This window comes from Streptomyces albidoflavus (assembly GCF_000719955.1).
GTDB classification, from domain to species: Bacteria; Actinomycetota; Actinomycetes; order Streptomycetales; family Streptomycetaceae; genus Streptomyces; species Streptomyces albidoflavus.
Genome location: NZ_JOII01000018.1, coordinates 73757 through 97512 on the forward strand (window position 1 = coordinate 73757; position 23756 = coordinate 97512).

General features: G+C 75.2%; 9 protein-coding genes. 6 read left to right on the plus strand and 3 right to left on the minus strand.

All coding sequences use genetic code 11. The features are described from left to right. Positions 1–424 precede the first annotated feature (424 nt). Positions 425–1714, plus strand: a complete 1290-nt coding sequence (locus IF45_RS0119590; protein WP_406692848.1) for a phthiocerol/phthiodiolone dimycocerosyl transferase family protein — start codon at positions 425–427, stop codon at positions 1712–1714. Between the two features lie 48 nt (positions 1715–1762). Continuing rightward, positions 1763–2284, plus strand: coding sequence for an RNA polymerase sigma factor (locus IF45_RS0119595; protein ID WP_003946493.1), 522 nt, complete (start codon positions 1763–1765; stop codon positions 2282–2284). A gap of 74 nt (positions 2285–2358) precedes the next feature. Here the strand turns inward: IF45_RS0119595 and IF45_RS0119600 are convergent, their stop codons facing one another. From IF45_RS0119600 to IF45_RS0119610, 3 genes are all read right to left on the minus strand, one after another. Next, on the minus strand, positions 2359–2796 hold the full coding sequence (locus IF45_RS0119600; protein WP_003946492.1) for a hypothetical protein: 438 nt from the start codon (positions 2794–2796) through the stop codon (positions 2359–2361). 111 nt (positions 2797–2907) lie between these two features. Next, the gene (locus tag IF45_RS0119605; protein WP_030308627.1) at positions 2908–13662 is read right to left on the minus strand and encodes a hybrid non-ribosomal peptide synthetase/type I polyketide synthase; all 10755 of its coding nucleotides are present in this window, start codon (positions 13660–13662) and stop codon (positions 2908–2910) included. Beyond that, positions 13622–14998 carry an MFS transporter gene (locus IF45_RS0119610; protein WP_030308628.1) on the minus strand — a complete coding sequence of 459 codons (1377 nt, stop codon included), beginning with the start codon at positions 14996–14998 and terminating at the stop codon, positions 13622–13624. The genes IF45_RS0119605 and IF45_RS0119610 overlap by 41 nt, the downstream gene beginning before the upstream one ends. Positions 14999–15512: 514 nt before the next feature. Here IF45_RS0119610 and IF45_RS0119615 point away from each other — a divergent pair. The 4 genes from IF45_RS0119615 (at position 15513) to IF45_RS0119630 (ending at position 23756) form a co-directional block, all read left to right on the plus strand. After that, complete coding sequence (locus IF45_RS0119615) at positions 15513–18536, plus strand: type 2 lanthipeptide synthetase LanM family protein (RefSeq protein WP_008409450.1); 3024 nt, start codon at positions 15513–15515, stop codon at positions 18534–18536. A gap of 86 nt (positions 18537–18622) precedes the next feature. Further along, positions 18623–18814 carry a hypothetical protein gene (locus IF45_RS0119620; protein ID WP_003946487.1) on the plus strand — a complete coding sequence of 64 codons (192 nt, stop codon included), beginning with the start codon at positions 18623–18625 and terminating at the stop codon, positions 18812–18814. A 63-nt stretch (positions 18815–18877) separates the two neighbouring features. After that, positions 18878–21799 (plus strand): helix-turn-helix transcriptional regulator, encoded by a 2922-nt coding sequence (locus tag IF45_RS0119625; RefSeq protein ID WP_030308632.1) that lies wholly within the window; start codon positions 18878–18880, stop codon positions 21797–21799. 154 nt (positions 21800–21953) lie between these two features. Continuing rightward, a complete protein-coding gene (locus IF45_RS0119630; protein ID WP_030308634.1) occupies positions 21954–23756 on the plus strand; it encodes an AfsR/SARP family transcriptional regulator in 1803 nt (600 codons plus the stop codon).

Here is a 23756-nt window from a genome sequence, read left to right on the forward strand (position 1 = left end):
CCAGGGAAATACCTAGAGGGTGCTGTGATGTCCGTCCGGAGAGGTTTGGGAAAGCGGCGGGAGAAAAGAAGAAAGGGTCGGCTGGCGGCCGATAATTCAAGGAGCCGAATGGGCCCCTTGACTTTCCGCCCAGTCGGATTCATGGAAGTCCTGGCTGCCGCCCCGGTGGTCCCCTTCGCACACGCCCTGAGCTGCGCGGCTGCCTGCCGCGCAGCTCCGCCGTCCGGCCGCCCGGCCGTTCTTAGGTGAATCCCTAAACGCGTGGCTCCTAGGGTGATGCCAAGATCGGGGCCTTTCGCTGTCTCCCCTCGCCGTGAGGCGTGACAGGGGTTCCGCACTCAATGTGGAGAACCGCCATCCGTGCGGGTGCGGACCGTGCGGTGACGGCTGGAAGGGCTGCCAAATGCGACGCGCGCTGTGTCCCGTGGAAAACCTCTATGTAGCCCAGCGGAGCCGGGCGTTCCTCTCCTGCGCCCTGCGCGGGAACGTCGACCCCTCGGTACTGGCGGAGGCGTTCGACGCGCTCACGACCGAGCACCCCACCCTCCGCTCCCGCATCGTCCCCGCGGAAGGAGGCCACGCCCTGGAACTCCTTCCGGAGGACGAGCGGCCGCGCCTGATCCGCAGGGAGGGCGGGGACGAGGCGTACATCGAGGAACTGAACGTCCCGCTCCCGGTGGGCGGACCGCTCAGCCGCGCGGCCCTCGTCACCACCGGGCCGGACACCCACCTCCTGACCGTGACGATCGACCACACCGTCACCGACGGACACAGCGCCATCACCTTCATGAACGCGCTCTGGGACCGCTACGGCGAACTCGTCGCGACCGTCCCGGGACAGACCCCGCCCGCCCCCGTCGCCGAGGCGGAGTGGCCCAGGCCCGTCAGTGAGCTGCTGCCCGCGGCCGACCCCGAGGAGACCGAGAAGTACCTGCTGCGCCGCATCGAGGAGACGGGCGCCCACCCGGTCGAGCTCCTCGCCTTCGACACCCCGCGCGACCGGCCCGCCGGCTCCGAAGACCCGTCGGAGCACCGCATCGAGGTCCGCCGCCTGGTCCTCGATGCCGAGGAGACCACCCGGCTGCGCTCCGCCGCCCGCGACGCGGGCGTCTCGGTGCACGGCCTCGTCGCCGCCGCCCTGATGACGGCGGCCCGTGCGCGCCTGGACGGCGACGGCCCACGAATGCTGGGCTGCATGTCGCCCGTCGACCTGCGTGCGCGGCTCACCCCGCCCGTCTCGCCGTCCGTGATGGTGGCCTCCGTGACCTCCCACCTCCAGGCCGTCCCGGTCAGCGGGGAGACCGACCCGCTCGACCTCGCCCGGGAGATCAGCACCCGCCTGCGGGAGTCCGTCGAGCGCGGCGACCACTTCCACGAGATGCGCATCATGCCGAGGGTCCCCGCCCATCCCGCCCTGCAGATGGGCTCGGTCATCGTGACCAACATGGGCGCCACGGCCGCCCCCCGCTTCCCCGAGGGCGTCGAAGGCACCGACGTCCGCCTCGTCCCGGCTCGCGAGTCGTACTTCCCCCAGGCCGGCCGCAGCCCGGTCATGGCCTGCGTCGTCTCCTTCGACAACCGGCTCGCCGTCGAACTCCCGCACCACACGGCCTGCTTCACCCCGCAGTACATGCGGGCCTTCCGCGACGACGTCCGCACCGCGCTGCTGGCCTTCGCCCAGGACGCCGCCCCGGCGCCGGCCAGCGCCGGCTGACCGCGGACCGCCCGCCCGCACCGTCCTCCCCGCAAGGAGAGCACCCCCATGAACACCGCGCACGAACTGCCCGCCCCCGTGGACCGGTTGCTGCCGCGGGCGAGGGCGGGCGACGAGCAGGCGATGAACGACCTGCTGCTGCACATCACCCCGTACGTCACCCGTGTCTGCCGCTCGGTCGCCCACGACAACGGCTCCGACGCCCGGCAGGAGGCCCTCCTCGCGATCTACCGGGGCCTGCCGGGGCTGCGGGAGCCCGCCGCCTTCTACGGGTGGGTCCGCTCGGTCACCGTGCGGGAGGCGGTGCGCACGGCCAGGCGCCTGGGCCGCGAGACGACGAGCCCCGAGGTGGACTCGCGCCACGAACCCCACTCACTCGACGCCGTCCACATCAACGACGTCCTGGACCGCATGTCCGAGGCCCACCGCCAGGTGCTGACCCTTCGCGTGTACGGCCTGAACGAGGTGGAGATGGCCGAGACCCTCGCCCTCCCCGTCGGCACGGTCCGCTCCCGGCTCCACCGGGCCCGCCGCCGCTTCCAGGAGGCATGGCAGCCCACCGCCGCCTGACGGCCACCGTGGCGGGGTGAGACACGCGGACGCGTGCCTTTCCGGTGCCCGCCTCCTGCTCCTGCCGCGAGAACTCACACGGCTCCGCCGGAACCGGCCGTACGCCTCGCCCGGCGGATCTCTCTGACGGCAAGGGCCCCGGTGGCGGCTGCCGCCCCGAGCGGCAGCAGAGGCGCCAGCACCGCGATCCCCCAGGAGACGAAGCCCGTGTCCACCGCTTCGTAGCGTCCCCAGGGCGTCCGCGCGACCCGGATGGTCTCGCCTTGACGGCCCTCGTACCTGACCTCGACGGTGCCCAGGCCCGTGGTGCTCGGAGCCGGGCCGCTGCAGGCGGTGTGGGTGGTGTTCCGCGCACCGTCCTCACGGTGGCACTCCGTGAGCCGGACCTCCACGGCGTTCCCCGAGAGGTTCAGCCGCGCGATGCCGGTGAACACCGTCCACGCCATCGCCGCGAGACACAGCAGAGTGAGTGCGGCATATCCGGCGGCAGCGAGTACGCGTTCCCTGGGCATGGGCCGATCATGCCGTCTCCCCGCGGACTCCAGGTAGCGGGGTCATGGGCGGGGTTTCCTGGGGAGGTCTTCCCGGCGAGGCCGGCCGCCGGGAAGACCTGAGGCCCGTGATCACGGTGTCGGCAGGACCTGCTCCAGGAGTTCGGTGAAGTCCTCGGCCCAGGCGGTGACGGTGGCCTCGTCGAAGAGGTCCGTCGAGTACTCGAAGGTGACGGTGAGTTCCTTGGGTCCGGGGACCACGACCACGTACAGCTCGTTGCGGGCCGCCCCGGACGTCGGGAGGGCGCGTACCGAGGTGGTCAGGCCGCGCACGGGAAGGTTCGGCGGCGGTGTGGTGACCACCGAGAACAGCACGGTCGGGAAGAGGTTCTCCACGGTCTCCCCCGACACCACTTCCACCACCTCGGTCAGGGGCAGTTCCTGGTGGTCGAGGGCGGTGAAGAGGGTCGCGCCCAGCTGCCGCACCAGGTCGGTGAAGGTGCCGGCCGCGCCCAGCCGTGCGCGCACCAGCACGGCGTCGCCCAGGAAACCGACCACCCCGGCCCGCTCGGCCGCGGAACGATTGGCGCTGGACGCGGCCAGCACGACGTCGGGCAGGCCCCCGCAGAGCCTGCCGGCCCAGGTGGCGAACGTCGCGGCCAGCACGACGTAGGGCGTCGTCCCCAGAGCGGCGGCCGCCTCCGCCAACCGGCCCGGGACGGGCCCTCGGACGCGCCAGGTGTGCAACGCGCCCGCGCCGGAGAGCCGCTCGGGCCGCGGCCGGTCGTACGGAAGCGGCAGACGCAGGGGGACTCCTTCCAGCTCGGTCCGCCAGAACTCTTCCAGCTCCGCCCTGCGGTCGCCGCTCAGCGCGTGCTCCCGCCGTGCGCAGTCGGTGAACTGCACCGCCGGCGGCGCCGGTGACTCTCCGGAGCCCGACTGCCGGGCGTCGTACAGCTCCCGCAGTTCGCGCCAGACGATCCCCAGGGACCAGCCGTCGCACACGGCGTGGTGGAAGACCGTCACCAGCACCCAGTGATCCGGGCCGAGCCGCGCCAGCCGGAAGCGGAACAGGGGTGCCCGGTCCATCGCGAACGGGCGCGTGGCCTGTTCCCGGCACCACCGCTCGACCGCGTCGTCGGAGCTCCCCGTCAGGTCGTCCAGCGGCAGCTCCACGGGCACCTGGGCCAGTACCTCGAACCGGTACTCCCCGTCGTGGTGCGAGGCTCTGCCGCGCAGCGCGTGATGGCGGCCCACCAGGTCGCTCAGGGCGCCCGCCAGGTGCCGTCGGTCGAGCGCACCCCGCAGGTCGATGCGGTGCGCGATGTTGTAGACCGCCGGACGGGCGTGCGCGTGGTGCCGGTGCCACAGCCTGCGCAGGGTGGAGGTCAGCGGCACCGAGTCGGCCACCTCACCGGCGGGGCCGGGCCGCTCGCGGCGTTCCGCGAGGGCGCGGATCGTGGGGGTCAGGAAGAACTCCGCCATGGACAGTTCGACGTCCAGCTGGTCCGCCATCCGGTTCAGCACCCGGATCGCGCTCAGGGAGTGGCCCCCGGCCTCGAAGAAGGAGCGGGTGACCGGCACCCGGGGCACGTCGAGTTCCTCGCACCACAGCTCGTGCAGGGCCTTCTCGGTGGGGGTGGCGGGCTCCTCGCCCCCGTCCGCCGCCGTGAGGTCCGGTACGGGCTCGGGAAGTGCCGCCCTGTCCAGTTTGCCCGAGGTGTTCACCGGCAGGCGGTCGAGGTGCACCAGGTGACGCGGCACCAGGTGGCCCGGGAGCACCGTGGAGAGTGCCGCGCGCAGGTCCGGCCGGTCGCCGTCCGGCCCGGTGGGCACCACGTAGGCGACCAGTTCGTGGTCGCCGTGCCGGTCGCGGCGGGAGACGACGGCCGCGTCCCGGACGCCGGGCAGGGCGCCGAGCGCCGTCCGCACCTCCGCCGGCTCGACCCGGTGGCCCCGGATCTTGACCTGGTCGTCGGTCCGGCCGCAGTACTGGAGGGTGCCGTCGGTGCGCCAGCGCCCGAGGTCCCCGGTCCGGTACAGCACGGAACCCGAGCCGTCCGTGAGGAAGGCGTCGGCCGTCTCCGCGACCCGGTCGTGGTAGCCGTACGCCACTGGGGCCCCGCCCACGTGGATCTCCCCGACCGCCCCGGGCAGGACCTCCCGCCCGGCGTGGTCCCGCAGGACGATCCGCGCGCCCGGCACCGGCGTGCCGACCGGTGGCCACGCCCCGCCGTCCGGGTCCACGCGGTGCGAGGTGACGATGACGGAGGTCTCCGTCGGCCCGTACTGGTTGTACAGGGCGCATCCGGGGTGCGCGGCGAGGAAGCGGCGGAAGGCGGGCGTCAGGTGCAGTGCCTCGCCCGCCGAGTACACCTCGCGCAGCGAAGGCAGCTCGGGTCCGGTCTCCAGGAGGTACCTCAGCGGCGTGCACGGCATGAACAGCCGTTCCACACCGTGGCGCCGCACCGCCTCCGCGACCGCCGCCGCATCGTGCCGCACCTCGTCGTCGATCAGTACGAGTTCCGCGCCCGTGCACAGCGTCGTGAAGATCTCCTGCACGCTCACATCGAACGCCGGTGACGTCCACTGGAGGGTGCGCGGCGCCGCATGGCCCACCCCGTGCCCCCGCACGAGGTTGACCGGGCCGCGGTGGGGCACGACGACCCCCTTGGGGTCACCTGTGGAGCCCGAGGTGTAGATGCAGTACGCGGGGTCCTCGGGGACCGCACCGCCCTCCGGCGGATGGGCCGTGGGCCCGCCCTCGACCTCCTCCACCAGGCGCACGGTCCACGGCGCTTCGTCCGTCCCGATCCCGGGGTGGCCGGTGAGGACGGAGGCGGTGGTCAGCAGCGTCACCGGCGCGCCGTCGTCGAGCAGCCGGGCCAGCCGGGCGGTGGGCAGCGACGGGTCGAGCGGCAGGTAGGCGGCGCCGCTCTTGAGCACCCCCAGCACAGCCGCGATCAGCTCCGGGCCGCGAGGGAGCAGCAGGGCCACCCGCTCGCCGGGCGCGGCTCCTCCCGCGCGCAGGTCGTGGGCGAGCGTGTTGGCCCGGCCGTCCAGTTGGCCGTACCGGACGGTTCGCTCTCCGCTCACCAGCGCGACGGCCCGCGGGGTCCGCCGTGCCTGGCGCTCGAACAGCCCGTGCAGGGTGTCCTCCACGGCCGGCTGCGCCTCGTCCAGGCGCCCCATCCGCGCGAGAGCCGCACGGTCGGCGTCGCTCGGGGCCGTCAGTTCCCCCAGTGGCGCGTGAGGGGCACGCAGGGTCCGGCGCAGGACCTGTTCCACGTGGTGCGTGAAGCGGGTGACGGTGGCCTCGTCGAACAAGGCCGTGTCGTACTCCACCATGAACCGCACACCGTCCGCGTGGTGGGTGAGGTAGACACTCAGGTCGAACGGGGCTCGTGCGCTCGGCACGTCGATCAGGGTCGCCGTCGGCCCGGCGGGGTCGAACTCCACCGCACTCTCGTTCTCGTACTCCACCATCACCTGGAAGAGCGGGTTCCGTCCCGGGTCCCGGCGTGGGGCGAGTTCCTCCACCAGTGTGTCGAAGGGGACTCCGCTGTGCTCGAAGGCGGCGGCGGTGGCCGCGCGCACCCGGTGCAGCAAGGTGGGGAAGTCCGGGTCGCCGGCCAGATCGAGCCGGAGCGGGACGGTGTCGAGGAAGAGGCCGACATGGTGGTCCGCGCCGGCCGGCCGGGCGCTGAGGACCGTGCCGAGGACCACGTCCTCCTGGCCGCTCAGCCGCCCGAGTACCGCCGCGACGGCACCGGTCAGGGCCATGAACAGGGTGACGCGGGTCCTGGCCGCGAACGCCTTCAGCGCGCCGGTGAGTTCCGCGTCGAGTTCGTGGGTGAGGCTTGCCCCCTCTCCTGACCTGACCGGAGGCCGGGGACGGTCGACGGGGAGGGCGAGTTCCGGCGCCCCCGCCAGCTCGCGCCGCCAGAACGCGAGGGACGCCGCCTGGTCGGACGGGGGGCCCGGTTCCACCGGCGGCGGGGGCGGCGGCGCGGGGGCGGCGCCGCGCTCGGCCCGGTAGCAGGCCGCGAGATCGCGGACGAGTACCGCCGTGGAGGCCGAGTCGAAGACGATGTGGTGGGCCAGGAGGAAGAGCAGATGCCGTTCGTCGGCCAGGCGCAGCAGCCGCGCCGTCACCAGCGGTCCCTCACGCAGACCGAGGAGCCGGCGGCCCTCCGTGGCGAGCGCGCTGCCGAGCGCCTCCTCCACCGTGGCCCCCGCGCACTCCTCCACCGGGCAGTCCAGCCGGACCTGGTCGCGGATCTCCTGGTAGGGGACGCCGTCGTCGTCCAGGAAGACGGTGCGCAGGGCCGGGTGCCGCTCGGCCACACGCTGGAGGGCCCGGCGCAGGGCGGCGGTGTCCAGGGGCCCGTCCAGCAGGATCGCCTTCGGCTCGTGGTACATGGCGGTCCTCGGGTGCAGCTGCTCCAGGAACCAGATGCGGCGCTGCGCGGGGGTGAGCGGGAGCCGCTGCGGCCGCGACGCCGCCGCCTCGGTACCGCCCTGGCCCGTACGGCGGCGGAGGCGGTCGAGCACCGGAAGGGCGGCCAGCACCTTCTCCTTCCGGACACCGAAGTCGACGAAGCACGCGATCTCGTCCGCGCCGGCCTCCGTCAGCCGGCGGACCGTCTCGGCGGCATCCTCCTCGTCGCCGATCAGGGCGCGGGAGGCGCAGTAGCGCTCGTAGGCCCGCTCCAGCAGGAACTCCACGTCCTCCTCGGGCGTGTTGTCGAGGTCGGCGGTGAGGCCGAGGCTGTTGGTCACCTGGCCGAACAGGGAGAGGGAGGAACGCAGGTACGACACGAACGGCCGGTACGCCTCCGCCCGCGCCCGGGCCCCGTCCTCGTCGAGGTACGTGTGGACCAGTACCACCACCCGGCCGGTCTGCGGATCGAGCCCGTGCTCGGCCCTCGTGCGGCGGTACAGGGCGATGTTCTCCGCCAGTTGCTCGACCGTCTGCGTCATCAGGTTGGTGACCACCCCCAGGCCCTCGGCGGCGGCCCGGCGATAGCTGTCCGGGTTCCCCACGACCGCGACGTACAAGGGGAGTTCGCGTTGCAGGGGAGCGGGGTGCAGCCGGATCTCGACGGCCTCGCCGTCACCGGCGGCCACCGGCAGCGGCTGCCCCGACCAGAGCCTGCGCACCGTGTCCAGCTGCTCGTACATCACCTCGCGGTGGCGTCCGAAGTGGTGCGGGGCGAGGGAGAAGTCGGTGGCGTGCCAGCCACTCGCGACGCAGAGGCCCGCTCTGCCGCCGGAGATGTTGTCGACCACCGACCACTCCTCGGCGACCCGCACCGGGTGGTGCAGAGGAAGGACGACCGATCCGGCGTGCAGCCGGATGTTCCGGGTGCTGGCCGCGAGTGCCGCGGCGAGCACGGACGGGTTGGGAAAGAGCGCGCCGAAGGAGTTGAAGTGCCGCTCGGGGAGCCACAGGGCGTGGAAGCCCTGCTCGTCCGCGTACTTCGACGCCTCCATGATCAGCGCGTACTTGTCGCTCTCGCCCTCCTCGGGATAGTCGCCGAAGAAGTACAGGCTGAAGTCGCAGCCCCGCGACGCGTCCGGCCGCCGCTGTGCGGCGTGGCTGTCCGGTGCCGTGCGAGGGACGGGCACCGGTGCCGTGGGCGCCGTCGGACGCCGGTCGGCGGGCTCGGGCCGGGGAAGGTCCTGGGCGGACGGGGCGGCGGGTGCCGGTTCGGCCGGTGGAGCGGAGGGGACCCCGGTGGAGGCGAGGACGTCGAGCTGCCGGGACATCACCCCGGTCACCTGGTCGACGAGGTGCTCGGTGAGCTTCAACTGCTGCCCGAGCAGGGCGAGCAGCCCGCCCGCAGCCTCCGGCCCGGGGTCCACGGCGGAGGGTGCCGGTGGCGCGGCGGCGGTGACGGGCGCCTCCTCCCGCTGCGGCCGAGGCCCGTCCGCCGGCTGCGGTCGCCGTTCCGTTCCGCTCCTCTCGTCGCCGGAGGCCGACGCGGGCCCGGCGCCCAGCTGGGCGAGACGTTCCGCCAGCGCACGCGGGGTGTCGGCGGTGGAGAAGAGTTCCCGCACCGGGACACGCGCGCCGTACCGTTCCTCCAGCTCCGCCGTCATGCCCATCAGCGCGAGCGAGTCCGCGCCCAGCTCGAAGAAGGACGTGTCGGGTCCGACGTCCGGTACGTCCAGGCCGAGCTTGGCGGCGGTCAGACGGCGTACGTCGGAGAGCAGTTGGTCCGGCACGTCGGGCTCCTTCGGAGGTGTGGCCGGCGGTGGCGTGGCGGGACCCGTCATCGGGCGCCTGCGCAGCGGGTGTCCCGGCAGCGGCACCCTGCCCCCGCCGCCGTTGACCACCTGCCAGTCCAGGTCGGTGCCGGCGCGGTACAGCGCCCCCAGCGACAGCAGGAGCCCGTGCGCCTGGTCCAGGGCGTCACGTCCGGCGCCCTGCCCGCCGAGCCAGCGGCTGCGCGGAACGCAATGACGTCCGAGACCGGTGAGGGTGTCTCCCGCCCCGAGCTCGACGAAGTCCTCGCAGCCCTCCGCCGTCGCGGCGGCCATGGCCAGGTCGAACCTGACAGGTTCGCGTGCCTGGCGAAGGAGGTAGCCGGCGTCCGGCGTCCAGCCCACCTGCCGGACCCGTCCGTCGGCGGCCGTCACCACCGGAGTGTGCAGGGGGCTGTAGGCCACCCCCTCCGCGTACGCGCGGAACTCCTCCAGAGCCGGTTCGACGGCCGGGGAGTGAAACGCCCGGTCGACGGCGAGCGCCCGCCATCTCACGCCTTCCCGGTCCAGCAGGCGCACCGCCTCGTCCAGAGCCTCGGGCGGACCGGAGAGCACCTGCGCGCGGGGCCCGTTGAACGCCGCCACGACGGCCCCCGCCGCCCGCGCGACACGCTCGGCCTCCGACGGCCCGGTCCGCACCGCGAGCATGCCGCCCGGGGGACAGGACGCCCGCATCAGCCGCCCGCGCCACGCCGTGAGCCGCAGACCGTCTTCGAGCGTGAGGCCGCCGCCCGTGTACAGGGCCCCGTACTCGCCGACGCTGTGGCCGAACAGCAGGCGCGGACGCACGCCCGCGGCGCGCCACAGCTCGGCCAGCGCCGCCTGGTGGGCGAAGAGTGCGGCCTGCGCGGTCTCGGTGGGCCAGGTGACCTCCTCCGCGGAACCGTCCAGCAGGGGCGGGAGCAGCGTGCCGCCGAACTCCTCCTCGTACACTTCCGCGCACCGGTCGAGGATCCGCCGGGCGACCGGATGGGCGGCGTGGAGACCGGCCGCCATGCCGGGACGGGCGGTGCCCTGGCCGGTGAAGGCGAACGCCGGCGGGCCTTGCGGGGCCGGTGGCCCGGTGTGCCGGTCCTCCAGGGAGGCGGCCAGCTCCTCGGCCGTCCGCCCCACGGCCGTCGCCCGCGAGGCCCGGTGGCGCCTGCCCCACGCCAAGGTGGCCGCCACGTCCGCCACGGGAAGCTCCGGCTCCTTCCGCAGCCGCTCGCCGACCAGACCGGCCAGCTCCTCCAGCGCCTCGGGGTCACGGGCGGACACCGGGACGAGGAACGGCAGTCCGGGCACGGCAGGTGCCGACGGCGGAGGTGGTTCCTCCAGCACCACGTGGGCGTTGGTGCCACCGACCCCCAGCGCGCTGACCCCGGCCCTGCGGGGTACTCCCTCGGGAGTCGTCCACGGCCGCAGCTCGGTGGCGAGGACGAGGGGGCCGCCCTCCAGACGCAGTTCCGGGTTGGGACGCGCCAGGTGCAGTGTGGGGACCAGGGTGCGGTGGCGCAGCATCAGGACCGTCTTCAGGAATCCGGCCATCCCGGCGCAGCTGTCGAGATGGCCGATACTCGGTTTCACCGAGCCCACCGTGCAGAATCCGGTCCGCCCGGTCCCTTCGTCCAGCGCCCTGCCCAGCGCCTCCAGCTCCACCGGGTCGCCGAGCGGCGTGCCGGTGCCGTGGGCCTCCACGTACGAGATGGTCTCGGCGGGCACGTCCGCCCTGCGCAGGGCCTGGCGGACCACCTCGACCTGGCCCGCGACGCCCGGCGCGCTGAAGCCGGCCTTGCCCGCCCCGTCGTTGTTGACGGCGGAGCCGAGAATGACCGCGTGCACGGGGTCGCCGTCGGCCAGCGCGTGGTCGAGCCGTTTGAGCAGCACGGCGGCGACACCGTTGCCGCCCACGGTGCCGTCGGCCTCCGCGTCGAAGGCCCGGCAGCGCCCGGTGGGGGACAGGACCGACCCGGGGTGGCCCTGGTAGCCGCTCTCCTGCGGCAGGTGTACGGCCGCAGCGCCCGCCAGCGCCATGGACACCTCGCCGCTCAGCAGCGCCCGTACGGCCAGGTGGACGGCGACCAGCGAGGTGGAGCAGGCCGTCTGGACGCCGATGGCGGGGCCGGTGAGCCCCAGCCGGTAGGCGACACGGGAGGCGAGGAAGTCGGACTCCCGGCCGATGGCCGCCCGCATGCCCGCTGCCGGGTCCCCCGGGGCCGCCTGTGCGTACGCGGGCGGGCCCTGGTGGTCGTACAGATGCATGGCCGCGCCGGCGAACACGCCGGTGACGGCGCCCTGTTCGGGGGCCGCGCGCCCCGCGTTCTCCAGCGCCTCGTGGCAGCATTCCAGGAAGAGCCGGTGTGCGGGATGGGTCAGTCCGGCCTCCGCGGGGCTCATCCCGAAGAACTCCGGATCGAAGTCGTCGACCCCGTCGATGACGCCGCCGACCGGCACCAGCCCGGCGGCGTGCCGCTGCTCCGGGGAGACGCCGGCGGCGGCGAGTTGCTCCGCGTCGAAGACCCGCACACTGTCCACGCCGTCGCGCAGGTTCGCCCAGAAACCGTCGGGCGAGTCCGCGCCGGGAAAGCGCAACGACATGCCGATGACCGCGACGCGGCGCTCGGCCGCGTCGTCGCCCGTGGGCGTGGCCGTGGTCTCGGCCGCGCGGCGCGGCGGTGTTTCGGGGGCGGAGGACAGGTGCGCGGCGAGTGCGGCGGCCGTGGGGTGCTCGAAGAAGACGGTCTGGGGGACGGGCACCGCGAGCCGGGTCTCCAGGCGGGAGCGGAGCCGGGTGAGGAGCAGGGAGTCCAGTCCCAGCTCGTAGAACGGCACGTGCGCGTCCACAGCGTTGCCGAGCAGCGCGCCGATCTCCTCGCACACCGCCCCGGTCAGGTCGTCCGAAGGGGCGCCGGCGACGGGCCGTGCGGGGGTGTCGCCGTCGGCGAGCAGTCTGCTGCGCAGCTCGGCGCGACGCACCTTGCCCGCCGGGGTCCTCGGGAAGTCGCCGGGGGCGACGGGCAGGACCCGGGCCGCGGTCAGACGCAGCCGGGAGAACAGCTCGGCCCTGATCTCCCGCGAGATCCGCCGGTCCTCGTCGGCGCCCCGGCTCACGAAGAACAGGGCCAGCCGCTCCGTACCGCCGGCTTCGTCCGGGACGCCGCACGCCGCGACCTCGCCCTGGCGGACCCCCGCGACGGCGGTGGCCGCGTCCTCGACCTCGTGGCAGTACACGTTGTGCCCGTTGACGACGATCAGGTCCTTGCGCCGGCCGGTGAGCACGAGCTGCCCCTCGTCGAGGAAGGCGAGGTCACCGGAGTCCAGCCAGTCCCTTCCTGTGGGGAACGCCTCGGCGTCGGCCTCCGGGTTGTTCACGTAGCCGGGTGTGAGACGGGCGGGTGTCCGCACCTGGAGGCGGCCGATCCTGCCCGGCTCGGCGAGCCGGCCGGCGTCGTCCACGATCCGCAGCGTGACTCCCCGAGCGGGTGAGCCCGACGCGACGAAGGTGGCGCACTCCTCGTCCGGGGTCGTCTCGTCGGCCCGCACCAGGTCGCCGCCCAGACTGCTCTTGAGCAGGCGGTGCACGGTGCCGGGCCGGTCCAGCCGGCCGTAGGTGACGGCGGTGACCGTCTCGGCCATCCCCCAGGCCGGCACGATGTGGCCCTCCCGGACCCCGAAGGCGGCGGTGGTGTCGAGGAAGCGGCGCAGCACCGGCAGCACGACCCGCTCACCGCCGCAGAGCAGTGTCCTGAGGCGGCTCAGGTCCCAGCTGCGGGACGGAGCTTCGGCGAGGGCGTCGGCGACCAGCCCGTACGCGAAGGTCGGGGCCCAGCTGTGCCGCGCCTCGTAGGTCTCGAGGAGGTCGAGCCAGCGCAGTGGCTCGGCCAAAACGCGGTCGGTGGGGGAGTGGACGTTGGTGCACCCCGCGAAGACCGCCAGCAGGTGGTACAGCAGGAACGCCCCGCTGTGGTCGACGGGCAGCCAGTTCACCATCGTGTCGTCCGGCCGTACGTCCAGTGCCCGGCGTGCGCTCGCGGCGAACTCCGTCAGGCCGGCGTGGGTCAGGCGCGCCGCCTTGGGGGCACCGGTGCTGCCCGAGGACAGCATCAGCAGCGCGACGTCGGACCCGGCGGGCTCGGCGTGGTCCTCGGCCGGATCCGCGCCCAGACACTCCTCGGCGACGGCGACCCGCAGGTGCGGGGCGGCGGCCGTCAGGTCCCGGGCCCCGGGACCGTCGGTGAGCACCAGAGGGGCGTCCAGCGTCGTGCAGGCGTGCAGCAGACGCTCGTACGCGGGGGAGCCGGGAACGGCCCGCTCCGCGATCGCCGCCGGCTGGGCGCCGCCCAGGAGACAGGCCCAGAAGGCGGGGAAGAACTCCCCGAGGGGTAACCCGCACAACACCACGACGTCACCGGCCCGCAGCCCCCGCTCCCGCAGCCCGCCGAGAAGCCGGCGAGCCTGCGCCAGGAGTTGGGGATACGGCAGGCGGGCCGGGGTGCCGTCCGTCGTGAGCGTCACGACTCCGGCGCCCGTCGCCGCGCCGGCGGCGCGAAGCAGGGCCTCCACGGGGCTGCGCGGATCGTGCTCGCCGTGTTCGGGCTCAGGCCCCCGGAGGAGTGCCTGTCCCTGGACGCGTTCCATGTGTGTCCCCTTCTGATCCGTGGGTGCGCGACGGAGACCGGGCCGTGGTGACGGCGAACGCCAGCAGGAACAGCGCCGCCAGCACCGCCGTACCGTGGAAGACCCCGACCACGCTCAGGGCGGGCAGCGCTTCGAGGGCCGCCGCGGCGAGTACGGTGCCCACGGCGAAGCCGGCCGTCTCCGCCGTGGCGGACATTCCGAACAGCCGGCTGCGCTGACGGTCCGGTGCCGCCTGCAGGCGTGAGGTGTAGACGATCTCGGTCCAGCCGTCCGCGAAGCCCGCGCAGGCGGCGACCGCGACAAGGCCGGCGGCGGGCAGGCCGGTGAAGGCCGCCACGAAGCACACCGACATCGCCAGCGTGCCCCACGCGAAGGCACGTTCACCCCACGCCCTCCCCTTGCCGGCGCGTTTCAGCACCAGGTGGGCGGCGATGGTGCCGACGGCCCAGGCGACCCAGAAGCGGGTCATGAACAGGGCCGGGGCGGACGGTTCCGCGGCGTGGGCGACCACGGGCAGCGCGACGTTGTGCGAGGAGGAGGCGAGGGCATCGACCCCCCGGAGCAGGATCATCCCGAGCAGCAGCCCGGGAAGTCCGGCCGCGCCCCGCCACGGCCGACGGCGCCCAGGGCGCCCGGTGCCCTCCTCCCGGCCGAGTTCCTCCGGCTCCTGGTCCTCGGCGTCCGTGCGCGGCCGCAGGGCCAGCAGGGCCACGGCGCAGACCGCGAAACTCGCCGCGTTCAACGCGAACGCGGCCCCGTACCCCCCGAACGCGATGACCGGGGCGGCGGAGGCGAACCCCAGCACCGTGGCGATCGAACGCCCCGTGACCAGCAACCCGTTGGCCCGCGTGCGGGCTTCCGGGCCGACCATGGCGGGAACCGCGCTGCGCAGAGCCACGGTGAAGCAGACGTTCCCCGCGCCCGTCACGACGACGGCGCACCCCAGCAGCCACACCGGTGTGCGGTCCGCGCAGAGAGCGAGGACGGTCATGGCGACGCCCTGGCTGATGTCCGCGCCGACCATGATCCGCAGGCGGGTCGTCCGGGCCGCCAGCGCCGCGGAGCCGAGCCCGGCGAGGAAACCGGCGAACAGGCGCAGCGCCATGAGCGCGCCGACACCGAAGGCCGAGCCGGTGACCTGGAACGAGAACAGGCTCAGTGCGATCAGGTTCAGGTAGTTGCCGTAGCCGGACACCGCGTAGGCCCCGACGACCGCGCGGAAGCGCCCACCCGTCCCTCCGCCCTGCCCCTCGCCGCCTCCGTGCGTGCCCGTCCGGCCTCCTTCGGTGGCCCCGGAGGACGACTCGCCGGCGTCAGCCGTTCCTGCCTGCGACATCGGCCTCACCAGTCCGCCGGGAGCGCCAGGCCGTACACCTCGTGCACGTCGGCCACTCCTCCATGAGCATCGTCTCCCGACGCCAGGGCCGCCGCGGAAGCGGCGTCAGCGTCAGATGTGTCTCGGTGCGTTCGGGACCCCGGCCACGTTCGTGCTTGCGGAAAACGCCTCCCGGAAGAGGGTGATGAGGGGGTGCGGCCCGTGAGGCGACCGGCGTGTCCGCTCGGGATCATGCGCGTGGGGGACGTGGCGTGCGGCTCATGATCTTAGGGCCCGGAGACTCTTGTCAACGCCCTCGCGCACCGGCATCCCCGTACCTGAGTGGCCGCGCGGCGGTGTACGTGCCCAGCCGCACGGGGGTGAGGGCGGGCCGTCCCGGCCCGTCCGCCCGGCGCTCTCCTCGCCCGCCAGGAAAGATGGGGGCCCGACCCCCATGTGCCCCCATCCCCCACGCGGCACGATGGGTCACGCCGCGGGCCGACAGGGTCCGCGGCGGGATCGAGGGGGTGGGACGTTGGAGCGGAACGCTTCGGGACCGGGGTGCGGCGCCGCCCACCCCGCTCCGGGGCCGGTCCCCGCCGGACGGGGGGCGGTCGCCCTGCTGGAGAACGGTCAGCGGCACACCGGGGACGCGGCCTGGTGGCTCCCGGCCCTGCGCCCGGGGGAGCGGACCGGGCAGGCGCCGGACTGGGCGGTGTGGGTCGAGCGGGTGCTCGCCACCACACCGGCGGTCCTCGCCGCGCCCGAGGGGCGGTACGAAGGTCTCAGCGGGTTCGAGCGGGTGCTGGCACCGTTCGCCGAGGCGGCGGGGGAGCGGATGGCGGCGGCTCTCGGGGGCGCCGAGCGGCGGCTCGTCGACCTCACGGCCGTCCGCGCCGGACTGGTCCGGACGGTCGGGCCGCGACTGGCCCGGATCGCCGCCCGCGTCCTCGTGACCGAACTGCACCGGGCACGAGAGGCGGGCGGGCTCGCCGGCGACGACAGCCGGGCCCGGTTCCGGGAGTTCCTGCGGCGGACGGGGGAGCGGCAGGGCCTCACCGCGCTGCTGACGGCCCATCCGGTCCTCGCCCGCCTCCTCGGCCGGGTCAGCCTCGACGCGGCCGACGCCTTCGCCGAACTGCTGCACCGCCTCGCCGCCGACCAGGCGGCCCTGGCGGAGGCGGGGCTCCCGTGCGGGGCGGACGGACATCTGCTCGTCGACGTCGAGGCCGGGGCGGGGGACAGCCACGGCGGCGGCCGGACGGTGGCGCTGCTGCGTTTCGCGGACGGCGCGCGGCTGGTGTACAAACCCCGTCCGGTCGCCGTGCACCGCCACTTCAACGACCTCGCCGACTGGCTCGGCAGCCTGCCCGGCGCGCCCCGGCTGCGCACGCTGACCGTGGTCGACAGCCAGACCCACGGCTGGGTCGAGTTCGTGGAGGTGCTGCCCTGCCGGACCGGCCCGCAGGTACGGGAGTTCTACCGGCGCCAGGGCGCGCTGCTCGCCCTGCTGCACGCCCTGGACGGGACCGACCTGCACCACGAGAACCTGATCGCCCACGGCGAGCACCCGCTCCTGGTCGACGTGGAGACCCTCTTCCACCCGGCCCTGCCGATCGCCGACTCCGACGACCCGGCGAGCAGGGCACTGCACGACTCCGTCCACCGGGTCGGTCTGCTGCCGCAGTTCCTCCTCGGTGACGACAGCGCGCTCGACATGTCGGCGGTCGGCGGCGGCCGCGCCGCGCTCTCCCCCGTGGCGCTCGCCGGGTGGGCCGACTGCGGGACGGACACCATGCGGCTGGTGCGGCGCCCCGGCCGGTTCCGGGAGTCCGCCAACCGCCCCCGCCTGCACGGAAGACCCGCCGAACCGGCCGCGTACACGGCCGAGCTGCGCGAAGGGTTCCGGGCCGCCTACGCGGCCCTCGGCGAGGCGCGTGCCGAACTGCTCGGGCCCACCGGGCTGCTGGAGCGGTTCCGGCGGGACGAGGTGCGGGTGGTGGCGCGGCCCACCGCCGTCTACGCCACCCTCCTCGACGAGACCACCCACCCCGAGCTGATGCGCGAGGCCGGCGCGCGGGACGCCGTCCTCGCCCGGCTGAGGGACGGCACGCTCGGCCGCCCCGCCCTGTCCGGGCTGGAGGACGAGGAGATCGCCCAGCTCTGGTCCCACGACGTGCCCGTCTTCACCGTCCCGGTCGGCGGCACCGCCCTGACCGGGGTCACCGGCCGCGCCGTGCCCGGCACGGTGCCGCTCTCCGGACTGGCCAGAGCCACCCGGAAGATCGCGGCCCTCGACAGTGTGGACCGGCAGGACCAGGAGTGGGTGATCCGCGCCGCGATGGTCTCCGCCTCCACCGCGCCCGTCCACCACCCCGCCGGGGCCGGGCGCGGCCCCCGGCCCGCCGCCGCGCCCGAACCCGAACGGCTCCTCGCCGCGGCCCGCTCCCTCGGGGACCAGCTGGTCTCCCTCGCCTACCGCACGGCGGACCGCGCCAACTGGCTCGGCCTGGAGCTGCTGGGCGACCGCTACTGGCGGCTCGGTCCGATGCCCGCCGACCTGGCCGCGGGCTACTGCGGCCCCGCCCTCTTCCTCGCCCAGCTCGCCGGTGTCACCGGTGTCGCCCGGTACGCGGAGACGGCGAGTGCGGCCCTGGCGCCGGTGGCCGGGCTGCTGGACGCCCTGCACGAGGACCCCACCGCGCCGCCCGCCGTGGGCTCGGGCGCCTTCGCCGGGCTCGGCGGGATCACGTACACCCTGCTGGAGACGGAGCGGCTGCTCGGGGAGCCGGTGTGCGCCGAGTCGCTTCCGGCGGCGCTGCGGCTGCTGGAGGCAGCGGCGGCGGGGGAGCGTGAGACGGGCGTCGGCGCCGGGACGGCCGGCGGGCTCGCGGTGCTCCTCGCCGCGCACCGGGCCACCGGACGCCAGGAGACGCTGCGCGCCGCCGGACGGTGCGCGGAACGGCTGCTGGCCGCCGGCCCTCCCGCCGGGACCGGCTTCCTGGACGGCTCGGCCGGTACGGGATGGGCACTGCTGCGGTACGCCGAGCGGACCGGGTCCCCGCGCATCCGGGAGGCGGGGCTGGAGGCGCTCCGCGCGGCCGTCGCCCTGCTCCCGGCGGCGAAGGACGACGCTCAGGGCGGCTGGTGCCACGGCCGGGCCGGCACCGCCCTCGCCGTCGCCGACAGCCCCGCCGCTCTCGCCGACCCCCGGCTGGCCGCCTGGCTCACCACGACGGCCCACCTTCTGCGGCGCGCCGAGCCCCGCCCCGACGACAGCCTCTGCCACGGGGAGGCGGGCCGGCTCGAACTCCTCGGCCACGCCGCCCTGGCCGGAGCCCGCGCCGGGCTCGTCCACCGCACCGGCGTGCTGCTGGCCGCGGTCGAGGACGACGGGCCGCGCTGCGGCACCCCCGACCACGTCCCGCACGCGGGGCTGCTCACCGGCCTCGCGGGGATCGGGCACGGGCTGCTGCGCGCCGGGTTCCCCGACCGTGTGCCCTCCGTGCTCCTCCTCGACCAGCCCACCCGGCTCACCACCCCCGACCACCGACTCTGACCGCCGCGCACCCGTGCGCCCACGCACCACCCGCACCGAAGCCCGTACACCTCAACCGTCCTCCCGACCAAGGATCGAGGCATCCCATGCAGATCGACGACGCGGCCACCCACCTGACCGACGGTGCCGGCGAGAGCGCCGGGGCACATCCGGTCGGCGCCATCACCCTCTTCACCACCGGCGCCCTCGGGCTGCGCTCCAGACTCCTCAGCGCGTCGGAGGGCGGGGCCTCCTACTCCCACGAACTGCCGTGGACCACCATGACCGCTCCGCAGTGACACCGGGCCGGTCCGGAGCGGCACGCACTGCCGCTCCGGGGCCCGCTCCAGTAGCCTGCGCACATGCGTGCGACTTCCTCGGTCATCGTCGGGCGGGACAGCGAATCGGCTTTGCTGGAAAGGGCGTTGGGCGCTGCCGGACACTCCTCGGGCAAGGCGGTCTTCCTCATCGGCGAGGCGGGGATCGGCAAGTCGCGGCTGGCGGGCCGGTGCGCCTTCGACGCCTACGCCCGCGAGGTGCCCGTCCTGCGCGGACGCGCCACCTCCACCGGGCTCGTCGTGCCCTACCGGCCGCTGATGGAGGCCCTCTCCTCCCGGTTCCGTGCCGCGGGCACCCCCGAGGAACCAGAACTGGACCCCTTCCGCCCCGCCCTGTCCGAGCTGGTGCCCGAATGGCGGCGGCACGGCCCCCCGTTCCCCGTCTCCGTGGTCGAACTCGCCGAGGCCCTGCTGCGTCTGCTCTCCGTCCTCGGGCGGGAACGGGGCTGCGTCATGGTCCTGGAGGACCTGCACGACTCCGACACTGAGACGATCGCCGTCGTCGAGTACGTCGCCGACAACCTCGCCGACCTGCCCGTCCTCCTCCTCGGCACCCTCAGACCCGAGCCCGGCCCCGCCCTGGACGTCGCCCGGGCCGCCGCCGGCCGGCAGACGGCCACCCTCCTCGAACTCGGCCCGCTGGACGACACGCAGGTGCACCGGATGGCCGAGGCGTGCCTGGACGCCGCCCCCGGCGAGGTACCCGCCGAGGCCCACCGCAGGATCGCGCGCCGCGCGGGCGGCAACCCGTACCTGGTGGAGGTGCTCCTCGCAGACCTGGTCGACTCCGGCACCCTGCGCCGGACGGAGACCGGCTGGCGGTGCGAGGACGGCCCGGAGGGCGGCGTCCCCACCGGCATCGTCCGCAGCTGGGCCGCGCGCCTGGACCGCCTCGACCCACCCGTCCGCGAACTCCTGCTCACCGCCGCGACGCTGGGCAGCACCTTCCAGGTCCCCCTCCTGCAGACCGTCCTCGGCTACGAGGAACGGGCCCTCTTCGCCCATCTGCGCGCCGCCACCGAGGCCGGCGTCATCGCCCCCGACGGGGCCGCCCCCGACCGGTACGCCTTCCGGCACGCGCTCACCGCCGAAGCCCTCACCGCCGCCCTGCTCCCCGCCGAACGGGCCGCCACCGCCCGCCGGGCGGCCGACGCCCTGGAGGAACTGGGGCCCGCCATGAGCGAGGACGCCCGCCAGCTCCTCGCCACCCTCCACCTGGCCGCCGGGGACGCCGCCGCGGCGGGAGCGCACCTTGCCGAGGCCGGCCGCCGGATGCTCGGCCAGGGAGCCGCCGGCTCGGCGGCCGTGCTCCTCGAACGGGCCCGCGAACTGATCCCCGACGGCCGCCGCCCCGAGGTCGCCGCCTCGCTCGCCGTCGCCCTCGCCGAGGCCGGGCGGCTCGCCGAGGCGTTCGCCCTGGCCGCCGGACTGCCGCCGGTGCCGCCCGGCACACCGGCCGCCGCGGAGCGGGCCGACGCGCACATCAGGGTCGCCTGGGCCGCCGTCATGGGCGAGCACCACGAGGAGGCGGGGCGCCGGGTGCGCGCCGCCCGCGCCCTGCTCGGCCCCACACCGCCGCCCGGCCAGGAGGCCGCGCTCGCCGTGGTCGAGGGCCACCTCGTCCTGCTTCCCGGCGGACTGGGGGAGGACGGCACCGCCGACGCCGCCGAAGCCGCCCGCCGGGCCGCGGCCGTCGCCGAGGAGCACGGCCTGCCGGTGGTCGCCTGCCAGGCGTGGCAACTGCTCAGCCTGCTCAGCCGGGACCAGGGTTTCGACGCGGCGGACGCCTGCCTGGAGCGGATGCTCGAGGTCTCCGAACGCCACCAGCTCGCCGCCTGGCGCACGGAAGCCCTGGTCCGGCTCGGCGCCAACGCCTTCCTGCGCACGGGCGACGCGACCCGGCTGGCGGCCGCCCGCACCGCCGCCGGGGAACTCGGCGCCCTCGCGCTGACCCAGACGGTGGACGGACTGCTCGCCATGAACGCCGTGCTCTGCGGCGACTGGGAGAAGGCCCGCGCCACCGTCGACCGCTCGGTCGACGCCGCCGCCCGGGTACGCAACCTCTCCGCCCACCGCTACCTCCTCCTCGCCGACGCCACCCTCGCCGCCCACCAGGGGCACCGCCGCGACCGGGACGCCGCGCTGCTGCGGTTCCGGCGCGCCGGGGGCGAGGACTCGCTGCTCGTCCCGCTCCAGCGTGGCCTGTGCCTGGCCGTCGGAGCCCTCCTCGAAGAGGACCGGCGCGGCGCCCGGGAACACCTGGAGGCCGCGGTTGCCTGGGAGCGCGAACGGCCCAGCCTGTACTTCCTCGGCGGCCGCTGGGGCCTGCTCCCCCTCGTACGTGCCCTGGACGGGACCGGTGACATCGCCGGTCACCGGGCGGCCCTCGCCTCGCACGGCGCCCAGCTCGCCTGGAACAAGCTCTTCCTCGGCATGGCCGACGCGGTCCACCGGGGACGCGGCGGCGACCCGGCGGGCGCCGCGGAAGCGGTCCGGTCGGCCCTGCGCACCGGGGAGGCGTTCCCCCTCGCCCGCCATCTCGCGCTGCGGCTGGTCGCGGAGGCCGCCGTCGCCGACGGCTGGGGCGAACCGGTGAGGTGGCTGCGGACCGCCGAGGAGTACTTCCACGCGGCCGGGGTCCAGCCCGTCGCCTCCGCCTGCCGGGCCGCCCTGCGCCGGGCCGGGGCCAGCGCCCCGCAGCGCCGCGACGGCCGCGACCGCATCCCCGCCCCGCTGCGCACCAGCGGCGTCACCCCGCGAGAGTACGAGGTGTTCGTCCTCCTCCCGGACCGTCCCGGGAACCAGCAGATCGCCCGGCACCTCTCCATCTCCCCGCGCACCGTCGAGAAGCACATGGCGAGCCTGCTCGCCAAGACCGGCCGCCAGGACCGCACGGCCCTGTGCGAGTTCGCCGCCGAGTGCGCCTCGGCCGCCGTGCCCCGCTGACCGGGCACCTGGGGGCCGTGGGGGATTTTCGGGCGGGGGCCCGGCGGAAAGGTAGGGGGAACGCCCCGATGCCGTGGCCGGGCCCCGCCGGGCAGCATCGCGGTGGGGCACGCGTGACCACCGTGCCCGGACAACGGAGCTGGGAGGCCCGCCCGTGACCCCTGCGCCCCGCACCAGCGCGCACCCGTCCCGACCGCACTTCACCGTCCTCGGGCCCCTCGCCGCCCACCGCGAGGGCGTGCCGCTCTCCCTCGGGCCGCTCAAACAGCGCCTCGTCCTGGGCCTGTTGCTCAGCAGACCCAACACCCCCGTCGGCACCGACGCGCTCACCGACGCCGTCTGGCCCGACGACCCGCCACGCACCGCCCGCAAGAACCTCCAGGTCTACGTCAGCAGCCTGCGCACCCTGCTCGGCGACGGCCGCACCGCCTCCCCGGACCTCCTCGTCCACGACTGCGGCGGCTACGCGCTGCGCGTCGAGGACGACGAGGTGGACGCCCTGCGGATGCGGCGGCTCGCCCGGTCCGCCGCCGGGCTCGAACCCGCCTCCGCCGCCGGACCGCTGCGCGAGGCGGTGGGCCTGTGGCAGGGCACGCCCCTGCACGACCTGCGGCGTTCTCCCGCCCTCGCGGCCGAGGGGGAACGCCTGGAGCGCCGGTGCCTTTCCGTCCACGAGGAGTGGGCGGAATGCGAACTGGCCCTCGGCCGCGGCCCGGCCGTCGTGGAGGAACTGCGCGAGCTGGCCGAGCGGCATCCCCTCCGCGAACGTCTGCACGCGGCCTGGATGACCGCCCTGCACCAGTCCGGGCGCCGGTCCGAGGCGCTGGCCGTCTACGACGAGTACCGGCAGGAACTCGCCCGGGAACTCGGCCTCGAACCGGGCGGTGCCATGGCCGACCGCTACCGGGAAGTCCTCTCCGCCGCCCGGACCCACCCCACCGCCCGGCCCGCCACCCCCGCCGAACTGCCCCCGGACCCGACCGCGTTCACCGGGCGCGGCGGCCAGCTCCGCGAACTCATCGACGCGCTCGACCGGTCCGGCGGGGAGGGTGGCACCGTGCTGCTCACCGGTCCGGCGGGCAGCGGCAAGACCACCCTCGCCGTACGGGCCGCCCGGCTGCTCGCCGACCGCTACCCCGACGGCTGCCTCCTCGTCCGGCTCCGCGACAGCACCGGCGCCGCCCGCCCGGCCGCCACCGTCCTGGACCGGCTGGCCGGCCTCACCGGGGTCCCCGCGACGCCGCAGGCCTGGCGTCGCTGGCTGGTACGGCACCGTGCCCTGGTGGTGCTGGACGACGCCCCCGGCGAGGACGCCGTGCGGGGGCTGCTGCCGGCGGACGGCCGGTCGGGTGTCGTGGTCACCGCCCGGGGGCTGCTGGGCGGTCTCGCGCCGGTCGGCCGGGTGGACGTGCCGCCGATGGACCCGGCGGAGGCCCTCGACCTGCTGGCCCGGTTCGTCGGCGCGGCCCGCGTCGCCGCCGACCGCGGCGCCGCCCTGCGCGTGGTGCACGGCTGCGGGCTGCTCCCGCTCGGTGTGCGGGTCGCCGGGATGCGCCTCGCCGTCCTGCGCCACCTGCCGCTCGCCGAGTACGCGGACCGGCTGGCCGACCCCGCCGGCGCACTCGACGAACTCTCCGCCGGGGACGTCCTGGTGCGCGACCGGCTCGCCGTGGCCTGGCGCGACCTCCCGCCGGCCCAGGCCGGGGCCCTCGCCCGGCTCGCCTCCGGCGGCCTGGAGGGCCCGTTCACCCTCGCCGAGGCGGCGGCCGCGCTGGACATCCCGGTGCGGGAGGCCGTGCGCACCGTGGAGTCCCTGATCGGCAGCGGCGCCGTCACCGCCTCCGGCGGCGAGGTCACCGCCCACGCCGCACACTACGAAGTACCACGCCTGACCTGGCTCTTCGCCCGTGAGAACGCCGAGGGGCGGACCGGGAGACGGGTGGGTGTGCCGGGGTGA